Source organism: Rhodococcus sp. SB1D, from assembly GCF_048573875.1.
GTDB classification, from domain to species: Bacteria; Actinomycetota; Actinomycetes; order Mycobacteriales; family Mycobacteriaceae; genus Rhodococcus_F; species Rhodococcus_F qingshengii.
Map to the genome: position 1 here is coordinate 144,230 of NZ_JBMAIQ010000011.1, position 24,124 is coordinate 168,353.

Annotated in this window: 20 protein-coding genes; 12 read left to right on the top strand and 8 right to left on the bottom strand. The window is 63.5% G+C overall.

Annotated elements, in window-relative coordinates:
• Positions 1-57 precede the first annotated feature (57 nt).
• Both ACN50D_RS23115 and ACN50D_RS23120 read left to right on the top strand, forming a co-directional pair.
• Positions 58-348, top strand: coding sequence for a putative quinol monooxygenase (locus ACN50D_RS23115; protein ID WP_003943546.1), 291 nt, complete (start codon positions 58-60; stop codon positions 346-348).
• Between the two features lie 174 nt (positions 349-522).
• Positions 523-2,142, top strand: a complete 1,620-nt coding sequence (locus tag ACN50D_RS23120; RefSeq protein ID WP_212634034.1) for an ABC transporter substrate-binding protein — start codon at positions 523-525, stop codon at positions 2,140-2,142.
• 73 nt (positions 2,143-2,215) lie between these two features.
• Here the strand turns inward: ACN50D_RS23120 and ACN50D_RS23125 are convergent, their stop codons facing one another.
• Entirely contained in the window at positions 2,216-4,528 is a 2,313-nt protein-coding gene (locus ACN50D_RS23125; RefSeq protein ID WP_075831717.1) for a transketolase-like TK C-terminal-containing protein, read from the bottom strand.
• Between the two features lie 292 nt (positions 4,529-4,820).
• Positions 4,821-5,141 carry a UBP-type zinc finger domain-containing protein gene (locus ACN50D_RS23130; protein ID WP_003943615.1) on the bottom strand — a complete coding sequence of 107 codons (321 nt, stop codon included), beginning with the start codon at positions 5,139-5,141 and terminating at the stop codon, positions 4,821-4,823.
• A gap of 26 nt (positions 5,142-5,167) precedes the next feature.
• Between ACN50D_RS23130 and ACN50D_RS23135 the strand changes: the two genes are divergently transcribed.
• The 6 genes from ACN50D_RS23135 (at position 5,168) to ACN50D_RS23160 (ending at position 12,819) form a co-directional block, all read left to right on the top strand.
• The gene (locus tag ACN50D_RS23135; RefSeq protein ID WP_030536674.1) at positions 5,168-6,763 is read left to right on the top strand and encodes a Na+/H+ antiporter; all 1,596 of its coding nucleotides are present in this window, start codon (positions 5,168-5,170) and stop codon (positions 6,761-6,763) included.
• A gap of 182 nt (positions 6,764-6,945) precedes the next feature.
• Positions 6,946-8,565, top strand: coding sequence for an ABC transporter substrate-binding protein (locus ACN50D_RS23140; protein ID WP_125050146.1), 1,620 nt, complete (start codon positions 6,946-6,948; stop codon positions 8,563-8,565).
• A gap of 127 nt (positions 8,566-8,692) precedes the next feature.
• Positions 8,693-9,649, top strand: coding sequence for an ABC transporter permease (locus ACN50D_RS23145; RefSeq protein WP_212634035.1), 957 nt, complete (start codon positions 8,693-8,695; stop codon positions 9,647-9,649).
• The gene (locus ACN50D_RS23150) at positions 9,642-10,736 is read left to right on the top strand and encodes an ABC transporter permease (protein ID WP_249343268.1); all 1,095 of its coding nucleotides are present in this window, start codon (positions 9,642-9,644) and stop codon (positions 10,734-10,736) included. Before ACN50D_RS23145 ends, ACN50D_RS23150 begins: the two co-directional genes overlap by 8 nt.
• Positions 10,733-11,830, top strand: coding sequence for an ABC transporter ATP-binding protein (locus ACN50D_RS23155; RefSeq protein ID WP_003943600.1), 1,098 nt, complete (start codon positions 10,733-10,735; stop codon positions 11,828-11,830). The genes ACN50D_RS23150 and ACN50D_RS23155 overlap by 4 nt, the downstream gene beginning before the upstream one ends.
• The gene (locus ACN50D_RS23160; RefSeq protein WP_054188717.1) at positions 11,830-12,819 is read left to right on the top strand and encodes an ABC transporter ATP-binding protein; all 990 of its coding nucleotides are present in this window, start codon (positions 11,830-11,832) and stop codon (positions 12,817-12,819) included. The genes ACN50D_RS23155 and ACN50D_RS23160 overlap by 1 nt, the downstream gene beginning before the upstream one ends.
• On the opposite strand, the gene ACN50D_RS23165 is transcribed toward ACN50D_RS23160, so the two are convergent.
• The 4 genes from ACN50D_RS23165 to lysX form a co-directional block, all read right to left on the bottom strand.
• On the bottom strand, positions 12,820-13,419 hold the full coding sequence (locus ACN50D_RS23165; RefSeq protein WP_003943544.1) for a histidine phosphatase family protein: 600 nt from the start codon (positions 13,417-13,419) through the stop codon (positions 12,820-12,822).
• 5 nt (positions 13,420-13,424) lie between these two features.
• The gene (locus ACN50D_RS23170; protein WP_212634037.1) at positions 13,425-14,834 is read right to left on the bottom strand and encodes a diguanylate cyclase; all 1,410 of its coding nucleotides are present in this window, start codon (positions 14,832-14,834) and stop codon (positions 13,425-13,427) included.
• A 78-nt stretch (positions 14,835-14,912) separates the two neighbouring features.
• Positions 14,913-15,803 (bottom strand): alpha/beta fold hydrolase, encoded by an 891-nt coding sequence (locus ACN50D_RS23175; RefSeq protein WP_007735816.1) that lies wholly within the window; start codon positions 15,801-15,803, stop codon positions 14,913-14,915.
• Between the two features lie 13 nt (positions 15,804-15,816).
• Complete coding sequence (lysX, locus tag ACN50D_RS23180) at positions 15,817-19,173, bottom strand: bifunctional lysylphosphatidylglycerol synthetase/lysine--tRNA ligase LysX (protein WP_003943575.1); 3,357 nt, start codon at positions 19,171-19,173, stop codon at positions 15,817-15,819.
• Positions 19,174-19,261: 88 nt separating this feature from the next.
• Between lysX and ACN50D_RS23185 the strand changes: the two genes are divergently transcribed.
• Positions 19,262-19,489, top strand: coding sequence for an RNA-binding S4 domain-containing protein (locus tag ACN50D_RS23185; RefSeq protein WP_003943569.1), 228 nt, complete (start codon positions 19,262-19,264; stop codon positions 19,487-19,489).
• A 15-nt stretch (positions 19,490-19,504) separates the two neighbouring features.
• On the opposite strand, the gene rraA is transcribed toward ACN50D_RS23185, so the two are convergent.
• Both rraA and ACN50D_RS23195 read right to left on the bottom strand, forming a co-directional pair.
• The gene (gene rraA, locus ACN50D_RS23190; RefSeq protein WP_003943552.1) at positions 19,505-19,981 is read right to left on the bottom strand and encodes a ribonuclease E activity regulator RraA; all 477 of its coding nucleotides are present in this window, start codon (positions 19,979-19,981) and stop codon (positions 19,505-19,507) included.
• Between the two features lie 29 nt (positions 19,982-20,010).
• Positions 20,011-20,634, bottom strand: a complete 624-nt coding sequence (locus ACN50D_RS23195; protein ID WP_208689992.1) for a TetR/AcrR family transcriptional regulator — start codon at positions 20,632-20,634, stop codon at positions 20,011-20,013.
• 124 nt (positions 20,635-20,758) lie between these two features.
• Here ACN50D_RS23195 and ACN50D_RS23200 point away from each other — a divergent pair, with 124 nt between their 5' ends.
• Genes ACN50D_RS23200 through ACN50D_RS23210 form a run of 3 tightly spaced genes read left to right on the top strand, consistent with a single transcriptional unit; the run spans position 20,759 to position 24,123 of the window.
• Complete coding sequence (locus ACN50D_RS23200; RefSeq protein ID WP_212634038.1) at positions 20,759-21,967, top strand: phosphotransferase family protein; 1,209 nt, start codon at positions 20,759-20,761, stop codon at positions 21,965-21,967.
• The gene (locus tag ACN50D_RS23205; RefSeq protein WP_212634039.1) at positions 21,964-23,127 is read left to right on the top strand and encodes a hypothetical protein; all 1,164 of its coding nucleotides are present in this window, start codon (positions 21,964-21,966) and stop codon (positions 23,125-23,127) included. The genes ACN50D_RS23200 and ACN50D_RS23205 overlap by 4 nt, the downstream gene beginning before the upstream one ends.
• A 51-nt stretch (positions 23,128-23,178) precedes the next feature.
• Positions 23,179-24,123, top strand: coding sequence for a tyrosine-protein phosphatase (locus ACN50D_RS23210; RefSeq protein WP_050794040.1), 945 nt, complete (start codon positions 23,179-23,181; stop codon positions 24,121-24,123).
• The last annotated feature ends 1 nt before the right edge of the window (position 24,124 follow it).

Consider the following 24,124-nt stretch of genomic DNA (forward strand, 5'->3'; position numbering starts at 1 on the left):
GTGTGTACGTTTGTGGCGTGTGTCTCTAGCTGACTTCCCCTCTGCGAAAGGTATCCGATGAGCGAGCTTCGTGTAGTTGCAACCATCCCGGCCAAGTCCGGTTCCGAGGACGACGTCCGATCGGCTCTGACAACTCTCGCGGAGGCGAGTCGGTCCGAGGACGGCTGTGTGTCGTACGAGTTGTTCGAGTCAGCGGCTGCGCCCGGCACGTTCGTCACGATCGAAACTTGGCGCGGGCAGGAGGAGTTGGACGCTCATATGCAGTCCCCGCATCTGCAGGCCGCGCTGGCCGCCGCCGGACCACTTCTCGACGGCGCTCCGGCGATTCATCCGTTGAAAGGCGCCTGAATCAGAATGAATTCCTGACCTTCGCTAAGGGTCTGACCTGCGAATGTCGCTCGAAAACTGACCAATCTTCGCGCTCCATTCCACTGAGCGGGACCTGCGACTAATACCTGTGCCTTAAGTCACAAACTGTCTCGACAATGCTTCACATCACAGTTTCTGACCTGGAGGTTTTGAATGAGTCGCAGTTCTCGGCGCGGTCAACGCAAGGTTGCCGCCGTCGCGCTGGCAGTCTCCGCCGGCCTGTTCGTCTCGTCGTGCGCTGACAGCGGGAACGGGGGTGGGAGCGGCGACGCACCGGACTCCGGTTCGGGATTGTCCATCGGCCCGGTCAACGAGCAGTCCGGCGAGGGCGATCCGGTCAAGGGCGGCACCCTCACGTTCAGCGGGTACTCCGCCGTCACCAATCTCGATCCGGCGAAGACTCAGATCGCGGGTTCGGTCGCCGGTTCGGAGTTGGGCGCCATCTACGACACCCTGCTGCGCTACGACCCGGCGTCGAAGGAATTTGTTCCGAAACTCGCGGAGTCGATGGAACCGAGTTCCGACTTCAAGACGTGGACTCTCGAACTGCGCGACGGTGTGAAGTTCAGCGACGGGACGCCGGTGGATTCGGCGGCCGTTTCGGCGAGCCTCAATCGCTACGTCACCAACAAGGGGCCGCAGTCGAGTCTGTACGCGTCGAAGGTCGCGTCGGTAGACACTCCGGATCCGTCGACGGTCGTCTTCAATCTCGTCGACCCGTGGACCGGTATCGAGTCACTGCTCTCGACGGGCCCCGGCATGATCGTCGCGCCGAGCGCCCAGCAAGGTGATCAGTTCACCCCGATCGGCGCGGGTGCCTTCACCCTCGAGAAGTTCGCTCCCAACGAGGAATTGATCCTCGACGCTCGGGAGGACTACTTCGACGGTGCCCCGAACGTGGACAAGCTGCGGTTGATCAGCATTGTCGGTTCGCAGTCCACCACCGAATCGCTCAAGAGCGGCGGCACGGACGTCGCATACATGCGTTCGCTACCGAACGTGCTGGATCTGATCGACTCCGGCTACCCGGGCTTCGTCGACATTCCGTCGCTGTCGTACCTGTCGCTGGTCAACACGGCACCCGGTCGTCCCGGTGCCGACGTGCGCATCCGTCAGGCATTGGCGCTCGCAACCGATCCCGTCGCACTCGACAACCGACTCAACGAGGGCAAGGGTCTGCCCGGACAGGTCATCTTCCAGGACACCTCCCGCTGGCATAACGACGTCGCTCCGATCGGCGTCGACACCGCCAAGGCGAAGCAGCTTCTCGACGAGGCCAAGGCCGACGGTTACGACGGCAAGATCACATACCTGACGCTGCAGGAGAATTCGGCGCAGGCGATGGCTCTCGCACTGCAGTCGATGGCCAACGCCGTCGGATTCGATTTCCAGATCGAGTACGTCAACTCGGTTGCCGACGTCGTCAAGCGTTTGTACGCCGACCGCGACTTCGACATGGCAACAGGTTCCGCCAGCCTCGCGGAAGCCGATCCTTTCGAGCGTCTGTACTCCAATCTCAAGTCGGGTGGACGGAACAACGCCACGAGCTTCTCCGACCCCGAGATGGATACGCTGCTCGATCAATTGGGTGTCGCGACGTCGACCGACTCGAAGATCGAGGTGCTCGCCAAGATCCAGGAGCGCGCCAATGAGGTTGTGCCGTGGCAGGTTTACGGCAACACCCCGTGGCTCGGTGTGTGGGGACAGAACGTCCACGGCATTCAGCAGAGCCTGGACGGAATCATGTTCTTCGACAAGGCCTGGAAGAACTAGACACCTGAATGACTGAATGGACCCGAGAAGCGTCCCTGCGGGGACGCTTCTCGGCATCAGAGAGTGGGATAGATCAAGAAGTGAGATCGAGGGCAGCGCGGACGATGCTGTCGGAGTCGAGGCCGTGGTATCGGTAGACGTCCTCGAGCGAACCGACCTGACCGAACCGGCTCACTCCGAGCGCAGCACCCGGAACGTTGTTGATTCCCGTCAGGAACGCGAGGGTGTGCGGGTGCCCGTCGAGAACGGTCACCATCGGCGCGGACCGGCTACTCGGAAAGACCTGATCCAGGATCCACGACGGACCGTCCGCGAGACCGCGCCGAGACTGGAGTGCTTCGAAGAGCAAGCCGGGGCTGGTCACGCAGACGACGTCGGCGGAAATGCCCTGCTCGCCCAGTCTTTCGGCTGCGACCAGTGTTTCGGTGACAGTGGCACCCATGCCGACCAGGGTGACGGCCGGATCAGGGTTGTGCCGCAGTGTGTACGCGCCGGCCACCACCTGACGTCGACGGCGTTCTCGCGCAGCCGGATCGGTCGGTACCGCGGCCAGGGCCTGATCGACCGGACGGGTCGACAGGCGCAGGTACGACGAGCTGCCGTCTGGTCGGCCCAGGCGTCCGATGCTGTCGAGGAGCGTCCACTCCACGTCGACGGCGAATGCCGGTTCGAAACTGGTGCAACCCGGCTGTTCCAGTCCGATGGACGGGGTCTTGATCGACTGGTGCGCACCACCTTCGGCGGCCAAGGTGACGCCCGACGGAGTGCCGACCATGATCGACTGTCCACCGGCGTAGATGCCGTACGACCACGGTTCGAGAGCCCGCTCGATGAAGGGGTCGTACATCACGCCGATAGGGAAGAGTGGCTGGCCCCAACGACTCCAGGTTGCACCGAGTTCGCCCATCAGTCCGACCAGGTTGGTCTCGGCGATACCGAGTTCCATGTGCTGACCGGTGGGCTTCTCACGCCAGTGCATGATCGTTTCGGCGTCGTCGGCAAACCAGTTGTGCCGCTCGTCGGGGGACCAGACCCCGACCTTGTTCAGCCAGCCTGCGAGGTTGGTGGTGGAACTGACGTCCGGGCTCAGTGTGACAACACGTTTCGCGGCGTCCGGCGCTTCGCGGCTGAGGTCGAGTAGTACCCGGCCGAGAGCTGCCTGAGTGGTGGACGTGCCGGAGGGCGTACGGCCGATGTCTTTCGGAACTGCCGGGGGCACCAGATGCTCCACCTTCGGGCGAGTCAGGCGCCCAGCGGTTTCGGCGCAGATGCGGCCGGACGGGCTGTCGGTCTCGAACCGTTCCCAGGGCTTCGACGGATCCATGCCGAGTTCCGCCGCCAGGTGCTCGAACTGCTCGGCGGTGAGCAGCGACGAGTGGTTCTGCGGATGACCCTGCGTCGGCAGACCCCGACCCTTGATCGTGTACGCGATGATCACGGTGGGACGGGTGTCGTCGATCTGTGCGTACGCCTCTCGCAGAGCGTCGAGGTCGTGGCCACCGAGATTGCGGATGGCCTCGAGCACCGTGGCGTCGTCGAGGTCGTCGATCAGCGCCGTGATCGCGTCGGCGTCCGCCGCGTCGCCGGGCAGTCTCAGACGTACCTCGTCGGCCGTGCATCGCAGCAGGCGCTGGTACTCCGGATTCGGCATGTCCAGGATTCGTTCGCGCAACGCGGTGCCGCCCGGCCGGGTGAACAGTGATTCCAGCAGCGCACCGAACTTCACGGTGATGACCTGCCAGCCGGCACCCGAGAACATGTGCTCCAGGCGGGTTGCCGCGATGTTCGGCACCACCCGGTCGAGTGATTGGCGGTTGAGGTCGACTATCCACACGATCTCACCCAGTTCGGCAACCGAATGATCGAGAACTGCTTCCCACACCGCGCCCTCGTCGAGTTCGGCGTCACCGACCAGGGAGTACTGACGCCCGGTTCCGGCGCCGCCGAGGGAGGCGTCGACGTATCGGCGAGCGATGGCGCCCCAGATGGGAGCCGTCGCGCCGATACCCACCGAACCGGTCGAATAATCCACCGGATCAGGATCTTTCGATCGACTCGGGTAGCTCTGCAGGCCCCCGAATTCGCGCAGAGTCGTCAGGTAGGACTCGTCGAGTTCGCCGAGCAGATAGTTGATGCCGTGGAGCACCGGCGCCGCATGCGGCTTGACGGAAACCCGGTCGCCGGAACGAAGTTGGCCGAACCACAGGGACGTCATGATCGAGACCATCGACGCGCACGAGGCCTGATGGCCGCCGACCTTGAGCCCGCTGGGATTCGGACGGACACGGTTGGCGTGATGGATCATCGCGGTCGACAACCACAGAACGCGCTTCTCGATCTCCGCCAGTGACTCGGGAGCGTTCTGGTCGATGTTGGGGCTGTTCACGGCCGGTCCTGCCTTCAGTAGTGGACATCGATCACCGCACCGCCTGTACCCCAGATCGTGGGGCCGACGATGTGGTTGTGATGTTTGGCAGGACTTCCTGAGGCCGAACCGTTCGGTGCGGCAAAGTCCAGCCGCACCTGTCGATCTGTTGTGCAGATTCTGCGTCAAAGTCCATCATCGGCATACAGATTGAGCAATAGCTACCCGGTGGATTGAGCAATGTGCGCAACACCGAGGGCTGTGCGCCGTGACAGGTGGGCACTATGCGCAGTGCACCGCCAGTCGCGCGCGGTCAGTCCATCAGGTCGTGGACGTAGCACCAGCGCCAGGATTCGCCGGGCTCGTGTGAGCGCATGACCGGGTGCCCGGTTTCGCGGTAGTGGTTGGTGGCGTGCTGATGAGGGCTGGAATCGCAGCATCCGACGTGGCCGCAGGACAGGCACATGCGCAGGTGAGACCAGTTATCCTCGCCCAACTCGGCGCACTCCTGGCAGACGCCGGGCGTAAGCGCCGCCGGGTCCGTTTCGGGCGCATTGGTTAGTTCCTCGCAACCGGTGGGAGCGGGTGCGGGCTGCTGTGTGCGAGCTGCTGCTCGCTTCAGGATTTTCTTCATCGCCTTCCATACTGCATGCTGCCAGGGTGAACGGCATATTACTGGGGGTTGTAGTAGCGGCGTTGCTGGTGGCGGCGGTCGCGCGAAGGTTCGGGCTGTCTTCGCCGCTGATCCTCGTCCTGGTCGGTTTGATCGCCTGTCAGATACCGGGTGTTCCGGAATTGGAACTCGATCCCGACCTCGTCCTGTTCGTCGTGTTGCCTCCACTTCTGTACTCGGCAGCACTGGACAGTTCATACCTGGCTTTGCGCTCGAATCTGCGTCCGATCGGATTTCTCGCGGTGGGGCTTCCCCTGGCGACGACGGCTGCGGTGGGCTTTGTCGCCTACCTGATCGTGCCGGAGTTCTCGATAGCGGCTGCTCTGGTTCTCGGCGCGATCGTGGCGCCGCCGGACGCGGTGTCCGCGAGCGCAATCGGACGCAAGCTCGGCCTGCCGCGCCGGATCATGACCCTGCTGGGCGGGGAGAGCCTGCTCAACGACGCCACCGCTCTGACGGCGTACAAGGTCGCTCTCGCGGCTGCCGTCGGTACGGGTGCGACGCTGATCGGCGGCTTCGAGACCTTCCTCGTCGCGGCGGTCGGTGGAACGGTGATCGGCCTCGCGGTGGGGTTCGTCATCTCGAAGGTTCGCGGCAAGCTCCAGGATCCGGTGATGGAGAGCGGAATCGGATTGGTGGTGCCGTTCTTCACCTACCTGGCTGCGGAAGAGGTCCACGCGTCGGGCGTCATCGCGGTCGTCGTAGCCGGATTGTTCCTCGGCCAGCGCTCCACCCGTGCGAGTTATGCGACGCGTTTGCAGGACACGGCAGTGTGGAGGGCCGTCGACCTGATCCTGGAGTCGTTCGTCTTCCTGTTGATCGGTCTCCAATTGCCCAGCGTCGTCAACGGATTGCAGGGGTACAGCACTTCGATCGTCGTCTGGGCGTCGGTTGCCGTTCTCGTGACCGTCGTGGTGGTCCGAATCGCCTGGGTGTTCCCGTTCACGTACGTACCGCGCTGGCTGTCGCCGCGTATTCGAGCGAGGGAGCCGGAGATTTCGGCGCGGGCGGTGTTCGTCGTGTCGTGGGCCGGTATGCGAGGGGTCGTGTCGCTGGCAGCTGCCTTCGCCATTCCGCTGACGGTCAACAGTGGTGAGGACTTCCCGGGGCGGTCGCTGATCCTGTTCCTGACGTTTGTCGTCGTGGTCGGCACGCTGTTGCTGCACGGCCTGACGTTGCCGTGGGTGATCCGTGTCCTCGGCGTGCAGGGGGACGAAGAGCAGTCCGACGCTCGCGCCGAGGCGGCCGCTCAGGACAAGGCTGCACGGGCCGCTGCGGCGCGGCTGGACGAATTGGTCGGAGCCGACGCCGACGACGTCCCTCAGGTCCGCAATCGTGCCGCGGACATCTTGCGAAGCTGGAACACCCACCGCGCGAACTCGGCGTGGGAGCGACTGGGACGCAGCGACGAGGATCTGGGGGAGAGCCCGTCGAACGCCTTCCGCTCGCTGCGCCTCGAGATGATCGATGCCGAGCGAGGCGTCTTCATCGCCGAACGCGATGCCGGCCGGATCGACGACGAGGTCCTCCGGAAGGTACTTCGCGAGCTCGATCTCGAGGAAGCGACGCTCGACCGGGACTAGACCGGCTGGTCTGCTGTCCACGAAGGTAACCGCTGGCCAGGGTCGGTTTACCTGACTGTTGAGGCCTGCAACTTAACCGATTCCACTGAGCGAGACTCGATCCAATTTTCTGTGCCTCCCATCACAGACTGTTTCGTGTTCAACATCACGTCACGGTCTTACCCCGCCTTGGAGGCATTCGAATGAGTCGTAGTTCCCGCCGCGGAAGTCGCAGATTGGCTGCGGCTGCGCTGGCGATCACCGCAAGTATGTTCCTGGCGTCGTGCGCCGACGACGGCTCGAGCAATGGCGGCGGCGAATCCGCTGATTCCGGTTCCTCGCTGAAGATTGGCATGGTCAACGAGCAGGCCGATCCCGGCACTCCCACCAAAGGCGGCACGCTGACGTTCAGCGGCTACTCGGCGGTCACGACTCTCGATCCCGCGAAGGCTCAGGTTGCCGGCGCCACCGGAGGCAGCGAGCTCAGCGCCATCTACGACGTGCTCATGCGTTACGACCCCATCGGGCAGAAGTTCGAGCCCAAGCTCGCTCAGTCGCTCGAAGCGAGTTCGGACAGCAAGACCTGGACGCTGAAGCTCCGCGACGGTGTGAAGTTCAGCGATGGCACAGCTCTCGACTCGAAGGCCGTCGCCGACAGCATCAACCGCTACGTCACCAACAAGGGACCTCAGTCGAGCCTGTGGGCTTCCAAGGTTGCCTCGATCGACACCCCCGACGCGACGACCGTAGTCTTCAACCTCGTTGATCCGTGGACAGGCATCCAGTCGATGCTCGCCACCGGACCCGGCATGATCGTCGCCCCGAGCGCCCAGCAGGGTGACCAGTTCACCCCGATCGGCGCCGGCGCCTTCACCCTCGAGAAGTTCGCTCCCAACGAGGAACTGCTGTTGGCTGCTCGCCCCGACTACTACGACGGCGCACCGAACATCGACAAGCTCAAGCTGATCAGCATCGTCGGCGCTCAGCCCACCGCCGAAGCACTCAAGACGGGCGGCATCGACGCCGCGTACATGCGTACGCTCACCCCGATCCTGGATCTGATCGAGTCGGGTTACCCCGGCTTCGTCGACATCCCGTCGCTCGGTTACATCGCCAACGTGAACATGGCCCCGGGCCGCCCGGGCTCGGATGTCCGTGTCCGCCAGGCGATGGCGCTGGCCGTCGATCCGGAGACGCTCAACACCCGCGTCAACAACGGCAAGGGACTGCCCGGCCAGGAGATCTTCCAGGACACCTCGCGCTGGCACAACGACGTCGCACCGATCGGCGTCGATCCCGCCAAGGCGAAGGAACTGCTCGATCAGGCCAAGGCCGACGGCTACGACGGAAAGATCACCTTCCTCTCCATCCAGGAACCGTCCGCACAGGCGACGGCTCTGGCCATCCAGGCGATGCTCAACGCAGTCGGCTTCGACGCTCAGATCGAATACGTCACCGGTGCAGGTGATCTGGTCAAGCGGATGTACGCCGATCACGACTACGACATGAGCACCGCAGCACTGAGCCTCGCCGAGGCCGATCCCTACGAGCGTCTGTACACGGGCATCAAGTCCGGTGGCCGTAACAACGCGACCGGCTACTCCGACGCCGAAATGGATGCTCTCCTGGACAAGTTGGGCGTCGCAACCACCGACGAGGACAAGAAGGCAGTCCTGGCCCAGATCCAGGAACGCGCCAACGAAACCGTCCCGTGGCAGGTGTGGGGCAACGTCGCCGCACTCGACGTGTGGAACCAGAACGTTCACGGACTCGAGCAGAGCCTCGACGGAATCGTGCTCTTCGACGGAGCTTGGAAGTCCTAGAGAGCCTGAAGTTCACAGCCGGCCCCGCGCCCGTATTGCAGCGGATCGGGGCCGGCTGCGAACGAAGAAATGAAATCAGAGGAACTGCTGTGTATTGCGAGCTCGCTGTCCGAAGGAGACGAAATCGATGAACATCGGCGCAATAGGTAAGAAATTGGGCCAGCTCGTCATTGTGATCCTGATCGTCAGCTTCGGAACCTTCGTGCTGGCATCACTGATCCCCGGCGATCCCGCTGTCTCCGTTCTCGGTGAAGGCCGAACGCCTGCCGAGTACGAGGAAGTTCGGCAGCAGCTCGGACTCAACGATCCACTCCTGGTTCGCTATTGGGACTGGCTGACCAGCGCTCTCCAGGGCGACCTCGGCAACTCGCTCGTTCCCCCGCAGCAGGACGTCCTCACCGCGATCAGTTCCGCTCTCCCCGTCAGCGTTCAGTTGGCAGTGATGGGTCTGGTCATCGCACTCGTCGTCGCAGTTCCGCTCGCACTCTGGTCGGCGCACCACGAAGGCGGCGTCATCGACCGCGTCATCAGCGCCGCGACGTTCGGTGTTCTTTCCGTCCCGAGCTTCCTCGCCGGTCTGTTGCTGATCATGGTCACCGTCAACTGGCTCGGCTGGTTCCCGCGATCACAGTGGGTGCGCATCGGCGACAGCCTCTCCGGAAACCTCTCACACGCAATACTTCCCGCGATCACCATCAGCCTCCTCGAGATGGCGATGTTCGCTCGCGTTCTCCGATCCGACCTGGTGACGACGCTCCGTGAGGATTACATCCTCGCGTCGAAGGCCAAGGGAATGCCCACGCTGCGAGTGCTTTTCAGTGACGCGCTCCGCCCGTCGTCGTTCTCGCTCATCACGATGATGGGTCTGGCTCTCGGCGGCATGATCGGCAGCACCGTGATCGTCGAGACGCTGTTCTCGCTGCCCGGAATGGGCACGCTCATCGTCCGCGCAGCGCAGCAGGGTGATTCGCCGATGCTGCTCGGCGCGGTGGTCGTGATCGCGGTCATCTACGTCCTCGTCAACAGTGCGATCGATGTTCTGTACACCTATCTTGACCCGAGGAGTCGTCGTGTCCATGTCTGAAGTGACGCCAGACGGAGCGGCCCCGTCGCCGGCCCCGTCCGAGGTGATGACATACCGGCAGCAGACAGTCCTGCTGGCTCCCGGTCCCGTCGAGACGCTGGAACAGCCCAAGAATCTGGTCCTGATCGGATCGATTCTCACAGTGGTCGGCGTTGCGCTGCTCGGCACCGCACTCTTCGGTTCAGTGATCATGATGACCGTCCGCATCGTGCTCGCGCTCGTTGCCCTGGTTTTCCTCTTCAAGGGGCTCGGCAAACTCGGTACGTCCAAGTGGGGCAGTCAGTTCGATCTCTCGTACTGGTTGGCGTGCATCTGGCTGGTCGCGCTGATCCTGGCCGCGATCTTCGCGCCGCTGCTGCCGCTCGGTGAGTACAAGGACACGGTCAAGACCTTGGCCGAGCCGGGCTTCGCATCGCCGAGCCTGCTCTCCGATCATCCGTTAGGTACCAACAACTTCGGTCTCGACCTGCTCGCCCGCGCCCTGTTCGGTGCGCGCGCCTCCTTGACTGTCGCCATCTGCGCCGTGCTGATCGGCATGATCATCGGTGGCACCATCGGCGTCATGGCCGGCTATTTCCGTGGCAAGGTCGACGCCGTGGTCGGAATCCTGACCAACTCGCTGCTGGCCATTCCTTCTCTGGTGCTGCTCATCGCACTGGCCGCGGTGCTCACGTCGAACCTGCGCAACATCACCCTCGCACTGTCGATTCTCTGCATTCCCAGCATGGTTCGAATCGCCAGGGCAAACACCATCGTCGTCGCCCAACGCGAGTTCGTGCTTGCCGCGAGAGCCATGGGCGCCACCAAATGGCGCGTCATCTGGCGCGAGTTGGTTCCCAACGTCCTCGTTCCCGTCGCCGCGCTCGGCCTGGTGGCCGTCTCCGGCCTGATCGTCGCGGAAGCATCACTGAGCTTCCTCGGACTCGGTATCGCACAACCTGATCCGACCTGGGGCAACATGATTGCGGAAGGTCAGGGCGGGATCGTGGAGAAGCATCCGTTCATCGTCCTGGTACCAGGCGTCTTCCTCTTCCTGACGGTGTTCTCCTTCAACCTCATCGGCGAGAAGTATCGGAGTAAGCTGTGACCACTTCAGCTCAGAACGGCGTTCCGCTGCTGCAGGCGGACAACATCAGAACCGTATTCGCCACTCCCCGTGGCCAGTTGCGAGCAGTCGACGGTGTCTCGATCCACGTCTCCGCCGGCGAGACTCTCGGCATCGTGGGTGAATCCGGTTCCGGCAAGTCGGTTCTCGGGCGCACCATCATGGGACTGCTCCAGAAGGGTCCGGCTCTCGACATCAGCGGGACGGTGACGTTTGCCGGCCGCGACATGTCGACGATGAAGAAGTCGGAGATGAAGCACTTCTGGGGACCCGAGATCGCCATGGTCTTCCAGGATCCGATGACCTCGCTCAATCCGTTCAAGCGCATCGGTACCCACATCACCGAATCCTTGAAGTTCCACCTGGGTCTGAAGAAGGACGCGGCCCGCGATCGCGCAGCGGAACTCCTGTCGATGGTGGGTATCCCCGAGCCCAAGCGTCGGCTCGATCAGTACCCCCACGAACTTTCGGGCGGTATGCGACAGCGCGTGGTCATCGCGATGGCCCTGGCCTGCGAGCCGAAACTGCTGATCGCGGACGAGCCGACCACCGCTCTCGACGTGACGGTGCAGAAGCAGATTCTCGATCTGCTCGCCTCACTCAACGACAAGCTCAATATGGCCGTCATCCTGATCAGCCACGACCTCGGTGTGGTCTCGGGTCGATCGGACCGTGTTGCGGTCATGTACGCCGGTTCCGTTGTGGAAACGTCGGCAACCGAAGAGTTGTTCACTCGTCCGCGTCATCCGTACACCGAAGCGCTGATGGCCGCGATTCCGCGACTCGAATCGCCGACGCACACAGTGCTGCAGACAATTCCGGGTGGACTCCCGGACATGACGAAGCCGATCACCGGTTGCCGCTTCGCGGCTCGCTGCCGTTACGCCCAGGACGACTGCCTGACCGGCGACCCGGCCCTGGCTCCCGGCGGACCGGGGGACAACACAACCGAAAGCCACACGTTCGCGTGCCACTACCCGGTCGACACCCCTGAAGGCACAACGGCATTGGTCGCCAACGAGAAGGCCGGCACTACCGCAGCGGGCCTGACGCTCGCGGTGAAGGAGATGGTCTGATGACTGCAGCAACCGATACCAGGCAGTCCGAGACGGTGGACGCGGCCTTGACGGTCGAGGACTTGGTTGTCGAATTCAACGTCGGCAAGGGGCAGACGGTTCACGCCGTGTCCGGAATCAGCTTCACCGTCGCGCCGGGCGAAACCTTGGGCGTGGTCGGTGAATCCGGCTGTGGCAAGTCCACGGCGGGCCGGGCGATCATGCAGTTGCCCTCACCGACGTCGGGCTCGATCCGCCTCGGAGAGACGGAAATGACGGCACTGGGCGCGGAAGAATTGCGTCGCAGCCGTACTCAGCTGCAGATGATCTTTCAGGATCCCATCTCCTCCCTGAATCCCCGTCGCAAGGTCAAGGCTCTCATCACCGAGGGTCCGTCGATCTGGGGTGGAAAAGACAAGGCCGCCATCGACGCTCGGGCACGCGAGGTTCTTGCCGAGGTCGGGCTGGACCCGGACATGGTGTGGGATCGAACCCCACGCGAACTCTCGGGTGGTCAGTGCCAGCGCGTGTGCATCGCCCGCGCATTGATGCTCGACCCCAAGGTCCTGATCTGTGACGAGCCGGTCTCGAGCCTCGACGTCTCCGTGCAGGCGCAGATTCTGAACCTGCTCGAGGACGCGAAGAAGCGTCACGGGCTGTCGCTGCTGTTCATTGCGCACAACATGGCCGTCGTGAAGAACATCAGTGACCGCGTGATGATCATGTACTTGGGCCGCGTCTGCGAAATCGTCCCCGCAGAAGACATGCAGAACCGCGCGCTGCACCCGTACACGCAGCTACTGCTGGCGTCGATTCCCGATCCCGACGCCACCGTCACTGCGGCGCAGAACGTCGAGCAGAAGGTCATCGAACTGCCCTCGCCGCTCAATCCGCCCAGTGGCTGCCGCTTCCGCACGCGGTGCCCGCTGGCTACTGATCTCTGCGCCGAGGTAGTTCCCGAGCTGCGTCTCGTCGAGGGCGGCCATCAGGTGGCGTGCCACAACGTGTGACTACACGCGAAGCATGTTGCGTACGTGACCGGTTTCGTTGATCGACCCGACCCTGCGGCTTCCGTTTCGCGACACGAGAATGCGCGTGACGGACACGTACTCGATCGGGAAGGTCAACGGGCGCTCCAGTCCGAGCAGTTCCTGCAGAACGATGTTGACGACGCCGCCGTGGCAGAAGATCGCCACGGTGGCGTCGTTGTCCGTTGCCGCGACTATCTCGTCGATCGCACCGAGGACTCGCGCACGAAAGGCGTCGCCGTCCACCGACTCGGGGAGCCAGCCGGCTTTGATTCGCGCATAGGTTTCCGGCGCCCGCTCCAGGACCTCGTGCATCGGGATGTAGTGCGGCTGCTCGTAGTCGTATTCCGCCAGACCCTCGCGCTGGGTGACCGGAAGGCCCAATATCTGCGCTACCGGGGCTGCGGTCTCGAGTGCGCGCTTCTGCGGGCTGCTGAAGAGTCCGGTGATCCGGTACGGCGCCAGTGCTGCGGGCAGCCGTAGTGCCTGGGCACGACCTTCGTCGGTCAGCGAGGGATCTGCGCGGCCTTCGGTGACCTCGGCCAGTTCGGGGAGCGCGTGTCGGATCAGGAGTAGTTGCACCTACGTCACCTTGCCATGTAGAGATCGAACGCCACCACGAGGTTTCGGCCGTCGCGTTTTGCCTGGTACATCGCGTTGTCGGCGATATCGAGCAGAGTCTCCATGCCCGGCATCGCGCGATCGGCCCAGGCGACGCCGATACTGACCGTTCCCGCGAAACCGCGAATGGATCGCGCGTGGGCCTCTTGCGCCTCTCTGATGCGCTCCGCGAGGTGGATGGCTTCCTCGAAGGTGCAGTCGGCGGCGGCGACGGCAAATTCTTCACCACCCAGTCGGCCGGAGAGTCCCAGCCCTTCGGTAGCGGCGAGGAGGGTGTTTCCGAACTGTTCGAGGACCGAATCGCCGGTGAGGTGACCGAGGTTGTCGTTGATCGATTTGAAGTGGTCGAGATCGAGCATCATGACGGCGATCGGTCGTTGTGCCGCGTGCTGGGCGTCGAGGAGTTCCTGCGATTGGGTCCAGAACGCGTGGCGACTCAGCGTTCCGGTGAGGGCGTCGCATTCGGCGATGCGTTGGAGTTCTCGCTCAGCGCGCCGCTGTGCGCCAGTGGCGACGGCTACGGCGATGGGGGAGAGTGCCATCAAGATGACGGAGATCCGGGTGGTCACCCCCTCACTGAGTAGGTGCACCGGATCTGCCAGTGCCAGACGTCCCTTACCCGCCATGACCAGTGCCCACGCGCTCCATCCGGCTGCCAGGAGTGAAGTGCTGAACAGTGAGACACGCATTGCGCACCACAGGAGCGCCGGCATCGGCAGCAGCAGCGCAAGGGCTCCCTGAACCTCCAGGGCGAGTGGCAGACAGGCCAGGAGAGCGGCCAGAGGCGCCAGGATCTGTGCGAGCCGCCTCAAGCGCAGACTCTGCCGCACGGACGGCCCGCAGGTTCTTCGAATGTGTTCGAGCGTCGGTGCCGACAGAACGATCGGCAGCACGATCAGATACGTACACAGGTCGGCGAAGAACCACCCCACCAATTCCGTTGCCGCACCGCTTCCTTCGTGGAGTTGAGTGCGTAGTGCGCTGGCGGACCCGGCCGTGAACGACGCCAGAACCGAGATGAGGAAGATTCTGGCCGTGTACTTCGTCTCGGAGATTCGCCGCGGAAAGCAGCCGAGCAAGTTCGCGGCGATCAATCCTGTCGTGACGCCGACCAGATTGATCGCATTCAGTTCGAAGGCCCTCTGCACGGGGCTTCCGGTCGCAAGATCCGCCGTCAGCAGCGCTGCGCCGCCGACAGCGAGTCCGATCGGCGCAAACGAGCGCGGGTTACGGAGGAGAATGCCCAGAAGGATCGCGTTGGCGGGCCAGAAGGTCGACAGAAAACCGGGCGGACGGGCGGCGATGCCCGCCAGGGCGACAACGAGGATCGCCACGAAAATCAGGCACGAGCGCACCCGACGTGTCGAACGGTTCATGGTCAGCCTGTCGTAGAAAGCAGAAGCTGTCCGAGACTAGCAATGATCCGGCTACTGTCCGAGTTGTAACTTTAAGTGTCATCCCCGACGGTTCGGCTGCGTGAGGCGCCGAATCAAGTTCGCCAACTCCTCGGGTTGGTCGATCATCGCGTGGTGATGCGCCGGGCGCAGGACGTGAAAACTCCCACCGAGGTAGGTGGCGAGTTTCTGCTGCTTTGCCATCCAGGCGATGGACCAGGGAGTGGTGTGGCCAGTGTGTGCGGCTACGACGCTGAGGTCGATGTCGGGCAGTGGATGCTTGCTCGAGCGTCGTAAAGCGGTGAGCTCCAGCGCCATATCGGTGTACGCGACGTATTCGATCATCGCCGCTTCCAGATAATGAGGCTCGCGGTAGATCTTCCGGACCCATTCGAGAGTGGCTTCGGACGACCCACTCGGCGGCACGGACTGGTTGAGGATCTTGCGCGTCGTCGTACCGAGGAGTCGTTGGAGCCCGGTGGTGCTGAACGAAGCCGCGGCGGCTCGGGAGGCGATCAGCAGCAGGTCGCGGGGGAAAAGACGTTTCGGCTCCTTCTCGGCACTGGAATCGAGGAGGAGCATCCCCGCCGCCCGATCGGGGAACAGGCGCGCGAAGCCTTCGACGTAGAAGCCGGCGATGGAGTGGCCGACCACCACGGCCGGACCACTCAGTCCCAGAGTGTCGAGCACGTCGCGGATCCGCTGAGCTTCGCCGCGGACGGTCGGAACTTCGGAAGTAGGCTCGCTGAGCCCGAAGCCCGGGCGATCGAAGCGGACGACGGTGTGGTCCGACTGAAGATGACGCGCGCAGTCATCCCAGTCGAACCAATTGCCCGCCAGCCCACCGCACAGGACGACGACGGGGCCGTCGCCCTCGGCAAGAACATGCAGTCGGCTCTCGCCGACCTGCAAGATCTCGCCCGGTGGTTTCACGTGGAACAATTCCGGCACGCGAGAATCCGGACTACTGACGCGGTTTCGCGAGGGGGAAGGCCAGCGTCTCGCGGATGCTGCCACCCGTGATCAGCATGACGATTCGGTCGACGCCCATCCCGAGACCACCCGTCGGCGGCATCGCGTGTTCGAGGGCTTGGAGGAAGTCTTCGTCCAATTCCATCGCTTCCGGGTCGCCGCCGGCCGCGAGCATCGACTGCTCGGTGAGCCGGTTGCGCTGATCCACAGGGTCGGTCAGCTCGCTGTATGCGGTTCCGAGTTCGACGCCCCACGCCACCAGGTCCCACTTCTCGGCGACGCCGGGGATGCTGCGGTGCGGCCGGGTGAGCGGCGACATCGAGGTGGGGAAGTTGGTGTAGAACGTCGGAAACTCCGTGTAGTCCTCGACCAGATGCTCGTACATTTCCTGCGCGATGGCGCCGGTATCCCAGCTGGACTGGTACGGGATCTCATTGGCGTCGCACAACTTCTGCAGGTCTTCGAGACTTGTCTCGGGGGAGACGTCGACACCAAGTTTTTCGGCGACGGCGCCGTGCATCGTCTTCACCGGCCACTCACCGGAGATGTCGACCTCGACCAGTTCGCCGTCCGGGCCGGGACGCATGATGATCTCGCGACCGAATGCTGCGACGGCCGCCGCCTGGATCAGCTCGCGGCACATCCGCATCATGCCCTCGTAGTCGCTGTGGGCTTCGTAGGCCTCGAGGATCGTGAACTCGGGATTGTGTTTGAAGTCGACGCCCTCGTTGCGGAACACGCGGCCGATCTCGAACACCTTCTCCATACCGGCGACGCACAACCGCTTCAGGTACAGCTCGGGTGCGATGCGGAGATAGAGGTCGAGGTTGTACGCGTTGATGTGTGTCAGGAACGGAGCGGCATTCGCGCCGCCATGCACCTGCTGCAGAATCGGGGTCTCGACTTCGAGGTATCCGCGACCACCGAGTGAATCGCGCAGCGACTTCACGACGGCGCTTCGAGCCTCGAGCAGTTCGCGGGCCTTCGGGTTGAGGGCGATGTCGAGGTACCGCTGGCGGACGCGGGTCTCGGGATCCGAGAGGCCCTTCCACTTGTCCGGCAGCGGGTGCAGGCACTTGCCGTTCATGCGCCACTCGACGGCAATGAGCGACAGCTCGCCCTTGCGGCTGCGCCCGATGGTTCCGCTGACTTCGATCAGGTCACCGAGATCGAACTCGGCAGCGAACTCCGCCAGCTTCTCGCGGCCGACGTTGTCCTGGTCGACCAGGACCTGAATGTCGCCGGACCAGTCGCGCACGTCCGTGAACACCACTCCGCCGTAGTCGCGGACCCGCAGGAGGCGTCCCGCGATTCGCACGCGGGTGCCCTCCGGTGACTTCGCTGCGGCCGCGATCGTGTGCGTCGGTGGATAGGCGACGGGGTAGGCGGCGATCCCTTCGTCGGCCAGTTGCGCGAGCTTGTTCATGCGCACGCGGACCTGCTCGGGTCGACGCGGACCGTTGGTCGTGAACGTCGGCGCCGAGTCCGGCGGGCTGCCGTCGGCATGCAGTCCTTCGGACGTCACCAGAGCTGCCGGCACCGCCGCATGCGTACCGGTGTGCTTGACGACCTGGCTGGACTTGCGCCCGAAACTGGGCAGCACCACAAAGCCTTCGGCGATGGCCGACGCGAATCCGACGCGCGGCAGTTCGCGGTTGTCCTCGAAGCAGAGGAAGCGCGGCGCCCAATCCGGCTGGTATTTCACGTTCGAGCGGTACAGCGCTTCGAGCTGCCACCAGCGGGAGAAGAAGACGAGCACCGAGCGCCAGATGCGGAGGATCGGGCCCGCACCGATGCGCGAACCTTCCTCGAACACCGAGCGGAACACGGCGAAGTTGAGCGAGACTCGCACGACGCCGATCTCGTCCGAACGTGTGGCCAACTCCGAGACCATCAATTCGACGACACCGTTGGGCGCCGTCGGCTTACGGCGCATCAGGTCGAGCGAAACACCGTTCGGTCCCCACGGCACGAGCGAGAGCATGCCGACGACGCTTTCGTCCTCGGTGCCTTCACCCATGACGGCTTCGACGAGGAGGCAATCGCCGTCGAGGTGATCGCCCAGTCGGCCGAGCGCCATGGAGAAGCCGCGCTCGGTGTCGGTGTCGCGCCAGTCGTCGGCGCGGATGATGACGGCTGCCATGTCCTCGGGCGGGATGTCGCGATGGCGTCGCATCCGGACGGTGACGCCGTGACGCCTCACGCGGGTGACCGCCTGGCGCACCGGGCGCATGTCGCGTCCGTTGAGATTGAACTCGCGGGTGCGCAGGATCGCTTCGTCGCCGAGCTGCAGGACGCTCAGGCCCGCCTTCTTGTATGCCGTCGCCCCGGTTTCGCTGGCGCCCATGACGGCCGTCGCCCAGCCGTACTGCGACGCGAGCCCCTGCCACGCTTCGATGGCGTGCGGCCACGCTTCGGGATCACCGATGGGATCACCACTGGCGAGGCAGACGCCGATCTCGACGCGGTACGTGATCGCGGCCTTGCCGCTCGGCGCGAAGATGACCGCCTTGTCGCGGCGGGTGGCGAAGTAAGCGAGAGAGTCGTCGGCACCGAAGTTCTGGATCAACCCGCGGATCGCGGACTCGTCATTTCCGGTGAGGGCGTTGTTGGAGCGTTGCGCGCGGAAGAGCGTCATGACGGCTGCGAGGAGCGCGATGGCACCGAGGAGACCGAGGACCGTGTTGACGAAGACACGCGGGTGGCCGTCGAACACCTCGTTGTCGACCGAAGCTGCAGCGGTGACGCGGTTCAGGGCCCAGAGGAATCGCTGGTTCTGCGGCAGGTCACCTGGGAAGAGTTCGACAAGGCCCCAACCGATCACGGTCGCTACAGCCATGCCGCCGATCAGCACGCCGAGTGCTTTCCAGCCGGCGCCGCGCCGTACGCGTGTGTAGAACTCGGGCCTCGCCGCGATGAGGATTCCGATCACGACAAGCAGAACGACAACCGCCACGGCGTTGTTCGGGTTCTTGTCGACGATCGCGGAGGCGATGTTGGTGAGGGTGATCAGTGACAGGTAGATCGTCAACAGCCACCAGGCGATGCGCTTGCGGCTCGCGAGGGCGGCGGCGAGCAGGGCGACGACGAGCGCCCACGACAGGCTCGTATCCGGTGCGTCGAAGTAGTAGCTGTCGATGTATTCGCGTGGGACGCGGAGGATGTGCCGCAGTACCGGCGAGATGCTCCACAGGAACACCAGTACGGAGAAGACTCCGAGGATCAGTCCCGAGATATGGGGAACCTGGCTGAACCGCCCTTTGCGGAATCGACGCGCCTGGCGCGGATTTTCGGGTGGCGATTCCACCAACTCTGCAGTGGTGTCCGATACCTCGGTCAATGGTGCCATCGAGCTTCCTCTCCTACCGGTCGATCAGATCCTCACGCTAAGTGTGGTCTGTCGTGTCCAGTTTTGTGGGAGGAGGAAGATGATTGACATGACCGACAACATTCCAGCAGTACCCATCCGCGACGAAATGATTCGGCTCGGTCAGTTTCTCAAGCTCGCGAACCTCATCGAATCGGGCGCGGAGGCGAAGGAAGTGATCGCCGACGGCATGGTTTCGGTCAACGGTGAGGTCGAAGATCGTCGGGGCCGTCAGCTTCGTGACGGCGATGTCGTCGAGATCGGCGGGATGGCCGCCAAAGTGGAAGCCCCCGCCTGATCCCGCGACTTCTGACTAGCTTTCGCGAACGACGACGCCGTCCTGGTCGCTGTAAACGATCTCGCCGGGGTTGAAGGTGACTCCGCCGATTTCGATCGGCACGTTCTTCTCGCCCGAACCGGTTTGCGTGCTCTTGCGCGGGTTGGTGCCCAAAGCCTTGACGCCGATGTCGAGGGTGCGCAGGATCGCGGAGTCGCGGACGGCTCCGTTGACGATGACGCCGGCCCAGCCGTTGTCGACGCCGCGGCCGGCAATGATGTCGCCGACCAGGGCGGTGTGGATGCTCGCGTCACCGTCGACGACGAGGACTCCGCCGTTGCCCGGTTCGCTGAGGGTCTGCTTCACGAGCAGGTTGTCCTGGAAGCACTTGATGGTGGTGATGGGGCCGGCAAACACTTCACGTCCACCGAACTGGGTGAACTGCGTGTCGCAGCTACGGATGTCGGGTCCGATCTCGTCGGCAAGGTCAGCGGTCGCTACAGGCTCGGTCATGCCCACAGGATAGTCGGCGGGGTTGGCGCCTAGTTGTCGTCGGGGAGTATGCCGTTCAGCACTATGTCGGCAAGAGAATCGGCAAACGGTCCCGGGTCCGAGACGTCACGAACCGACAGCGCGAAGATGGCCGCGCCCGCCATGATGTCGAGAAGAGCGTCGGCGTCGACGCCGCTTCGGATGTCGCCGCGCTCTCTCGCCGCCTCGAGTCGACGGTTCAGCTCGACGCGGACTCCGGCCAGTTGCCGCACCACGAGAACGTCGCGTAATTCCGCGTTTGTTCGCACTTCGCTCATCAATCCGGGAGCAGCGGCTCGTGTGGCGGGAGCTGCGAACAGAGCAACCGCGCCGTGCACCAGCGCGCGGATCTGATCCGCGATCGTGCCCTCGGTGCCGAGTTCGGTGTCGATGTCCGCGCCCTGTTCGACGTCGAGTACGGGATAGATCGCGTCGTTGACGATGTGTGCCTTCGACGGCCACCGACGGTAGATGGCAGGACGCCCCACTCCGGCACGCGTGGCTATGGCGTCGATGGACGTGCCCGCATACCCCTTTTCTTCCAACAGTTGCCTGGTCGCGTCCAGTACTGCGTCGTCGATTGCAGGGTTTCGTTGCGGGCCCAGGCGGTGCTGAGTTTCGGAATCTTTGGACATTTTGGGCAAATCCCTTGCGGTATCGCTGTGATGGCCGTTACATTCTGTCACGGCTTTAGTCGATACATATTGTATCGACAATCGGCACGTGCGCATCGGCGCCACCGAACCACGAGGAGTGGTGATGAACCTTCGAACCGAAACAGAAAACTCCGGCGAAGATCCCGACTACGCCGAATTTGCCAGGCCCGGCGAATCCCGCAACGACCCGGCAGAGATGCGGCGCAGCCTCGAAGGCTGGCTCGCAACCGTGCTGTGGCGAGGCTCGAAACCTTCGGTGACTTCGGTCGAGGTGCCGGCCGCGAACGGCATGTCCAACGAGACTGTGCTGTTCGATGCGACGTGGATCGAGGACGGGATTCGAGGCGAGCATCGCCTGGTCGCCCGTATCGCCCCGCGGGACAGTGCGGTACCGATCTTTCCGTCTTACAACCTGGACCAGCAGTTTCGGGTCATGAGTGCCGTCGCCGCTCACACGTCGGTGCCGATCCCGCGGGTGTACTGGTCCGAGAGCAACCCGGACGCGCTCGGCGGCGAGTTCTTCGTGATGGAACGGCGCGAGGGCGAAATCCCGCCAGACGTCATGCCGTACACGTTCGGCTCGTGGCTCTCGGAAGCTTCGGCCGACGACTGCTCTCGACTCCAGCAGTCATCGGTCCGGGTGCTCGCCGAGCTACACGCCATGGCCGATCCGCACCTCGCACTCCCCGAGTTGTGCCGCGAGGGTGCCGAACCGACTGGGGCAGAAGCACTTCGCGCGCACCTCGAGGACCAGCGACGCTATTACGAGTGGGCAACAGCCGACGGACCAGGATCTCCTTTGATCGAGCGCGGTTTCGACTGGATCGAAGCGAATTTTCCCGTCGATGCCGGTTGCGCAGTGCTCTGCTGGGGAGACTCGCGGATCGGAAACGTCATCTACCGCGAATTCGAGCCGGCGGCGGTCCTCGACTGGGAGATGGCCACACTGGGGCCGCGTGAGCTGGACCTCGGCTGGATGATCTTCCAGCACAGGTTCTTCGAGGATCTCGCTGCCATGGCAGGACTCCCCGGAATGCCGGACTTCCTTCGTCGCGAGGACGTGGCAGATGCCTACGGCTCGCTTTCCGGCCACCAGGTTGCGGATCTAGATTTCTACATCCTTTACGCCGCGTTGCGGCACGCGGTGATCATGTTCCGAGTCCAAAGTCGCGCAGTGGCTTTCGGTCAGGCCGAATTCCCCGACAACCCGGACGAGATGATCCTGCACCACAAGACACTCGAAGCCATGCTCGACGGCACCTACTGGGAGTCGCTCGCAACATCCCCGCTCACAACAGGAGATGCACGATGACACTGTCCCCGCTCGACGACTACCCGGTACATCAGATCGCCGAGACCATCCGCCACGTGGGCACCTCGGATCGAAACTTCTACGACCGCTACTACTTCAACTGCCATGCCGGCGTCGACGGCGACACCGAGCCGCTGTTTCTCATCATCGGTCTCGGTCAGTACCCCAATCTCGGTGTATGCGACGGCTTTGCGGTTCTTCGGCGCGGCGAAGACCATATTGTCTTCCGGGCATCCCGAGCCTTGGGTGACGATCGTATGGACCTGTCAGTAGGCCCGCTGCGAATCGAAATCATCGAGGGCCTGCACCGCCTACGTGTGGTGTTGGACCCGAGTCCCGAAGCGCCGGACCTGAGCTTCGACCTCACCTTCGAGTCCGACGGCCCCGCCAATCTCGAGGCCAGACATTTCCATCGCCAGCTCGAACGAGTCACCTTCGATACTCAACGATTCGTGCAGACCGGAGCATGGTCCGGATCCGTGACCGTCGACGGCGACGCCATCCCGGTCACCCCGGAGACGTGGCGGGGTAATCGCGATCGGTCCTGGGGTGTGCGACCGGTCGGCGAAGCGGAACCGCCTGGACGCAAGGCAGATCCGGCGATAGCCGGCAGTCAGAACTTCTTCTGGATTTACTCGATCATGCAATTCGGCGACTTCACCATCGTCACGATCGTTCAAGAAGATCAGCAGGGACGCCGAATCCTCGAAGATGCGACTCGCGTCTGGGCAGACCGCTCGCGCGAGCCGGAGTGGTTGGGTCGACCGGACCACCAGCTCACGTTCATTTCCGGTACTCGCGAGGTGAAGAGCGGAACTCTGTACTTCCGGCGCCCCGGTGCACCAGGCGAATCCGACCACATCCTGGAGATCACCTGCGAACCGATACTGCCCAACTACATCGGTGTCGGCACGGGCTACGGACTCGAGCAGGATTGGCGCCACGGGATGTGGCAGGGCGAACTGGTGGTTCAAGGCCTGCGGGAAAAGGTTTCGGACATCGAATCGTGGAAGAAGATGCTGTGCCCGGTCGACAACCTGGCTCGGTTCACCCTCGTCGAGGACGGCGTAACCCGCACCGGGACAGGCCTGTTCGAGGTAGCAGTCATCGGACCTCACCAGCGATACGGATTTACCGGCATCGGTGATGTCGCTCCATAACTCCAGATCACCACACCACAAATCCCAAACTGCAGAGAGAGGCACTGCCACATGTCCACACGCACACGAATGTTGTTCGCTCGCACTGCAAAGGCCGCCGCATTAGTTGTTACAGGTGGTCTGATGTTTGCTGCTCCCGCCACGGCAATCCCGCTCGACCTGGGCTCTCTCAACACAGGCTCGCTTGGAGCGGTCGATCTCGGCTCGCTCGATCCTGTCCTCGCGCCGACACCGAATTTGGCCTCCGTGGCCAACTTTCGCGACGTTGCCGGCAACGACGGTAGGGGATACGCCACCGTCGACGGCTCACACCTCAAGCGCGGCGTCATCTACCGGTCCAATGCGCTGACCGCTACCACCGACGCAGACAAGACGACACTCACCGGCCTCGGGCTTGCCGACGCCTATGACCTGCGCGGCGCAACCGAGATCTCCAACCCGTTCATCGGTGGCGCGGACAAACTCCCGGACGGTGTGACGTACACGAACATCCCCATCGAGTTCAAGGATCTCACCCAGCTCGCGACGACGATCAAGTCGCCGGAGGAGGCCAAGCAGTTCTTGGTCGACACCAACCGCAGTTTTGTCACCGATCCCGTTCGCCGTGCCGGCTTCAAGCAGGTCCTCTCGGACATCGCTGCGAGTGACGGGGTGCAGTTGTTCCATTGCACCTCAGGCAAGGACCGCACGGGTTGGACCGCGATGTTGCTGCAGTCCATCGCCGGTGTCCCCGCCCAGACGATCATGGACGACTATCTGTTGAGCAACACCTACCTTCAGGCGACCAACGAGAAGATCCTTGCGCAGATCTCTCAGGCCCTGAGCCCGCAGGTGGCGACCAATCTCGAGCCGGCCCTCGGTGTCGACGCTTCGTACCTGGAAGCTGGACTCGCGCAGGTAGCCAGCGATTACGGAACCGTCGACGGTTATCTCACCGAAGGTCTCGGACTCACTGCGGACACGATCGCGCTTCTGAAGGCCAAGCTGGTCGGCTAGT

Coding starts and splice junctions, on each gene's coding strand:
- ACN50D_RS23115 (WP_003943546.1), top strand. CDS start 58: ATGAGCGAGCTTCGTGTAGTTGCAACCATCCCGGCCAAGTCCGGTTCC.
- ACN50D_RS23120 (WP_212634034.1), top strand. CDS start 523: ATGAGTCGCAGTTCTCGGCGCGGTCAACGCAAGGTTGCCGCCGTCGCG.
- ACN50D_RS23130 (WP_003943615.1), bottom strand. CDS start 5,141: ATGAAGAAAATCCTGAAGCGAGCAGCAGCTCGCACACAGCAGCCCGCA.
- ACN50D_RS23140 (WP_125050146.1), top strand. CDS start 6,946: ATGAGTCGTAGTTCCCGCCGCGGAAGTCGCAGATTGGCTGCGGCTGCG.
- ACN50D_RS23145 (WP_212634035.1), top strand. CDS start 8,693: ATGAACATCGGCGCAATAGGTAAGAAATTGGGCCAGCTCGTCATTGTG.
- ACN50D_RS23150 (WP_249343268.1), top strand. CDS start 9,642: ATGTCTGAAGTGACGCCAGACGGAGCGGCCCCGTCGCCGGCCCCGTCC.
- ACN50D_RS23160 (WP_054188717.1), top strand. CDS start 11,830: ATGACTGCAGCAACCGATACCAGGCAGTCCGAGACGGTGGACGCGGCC.
- ACN50D_RS23170 (WP_212634037.1), bottom strand. CDS start 14,834: ATGAACCGTTCGACACGTCGGGTGCGCTCGTGCCTGATTTTCGTGGCG.
- lysX (WP_003943575.1), bottom strand. CDS start 19,173: ATGGCACCATTGACCGAGGTATCGGACACCACTGCAGAGTTGGTGGAA.
- ACN50D_RS23185 (WP_003943569.1), top strand. CDS start 19,262: ATGACCGACAACATTCCAGCAGTACCCATCCGCGACGAAATGATTCGG.
- rraA (WP_003943552.1), bottom strand. CDS start 19,981: ATGACCGAGCCTGTAGCGACCGCTGACCTTGCCGACGAGATCGGACCC.
- ACN50D_RS23195 (WP_208689992.1), bottom strand. CDS start 20,634: ATGTCCAAAGATTCCGAAACTCAGCACCGCCTGGGCCCGCAACGAAAC.
- ACN50D_RS23200 (WP_212634038.1), top strand. CDS start 20,759: ATGAACCTTCGAACCGAAACAGAAAACTCCGGCGAAGATCCCGACTAC.
- ACN50D_RS23205 (WP_212634039.1), top strand. CDS start 21,964: ATGACACTGTCCCCGCTCGACGACTACCCGGTACATCAGATCGCCGAG.
- ACN50D_RS23210 (WP_050794040.1), top strand. CDS start 23,179: ATGTCCACACGCACACGAATGTTGTTCGCTCGCACTGCAAAGGCCGCC.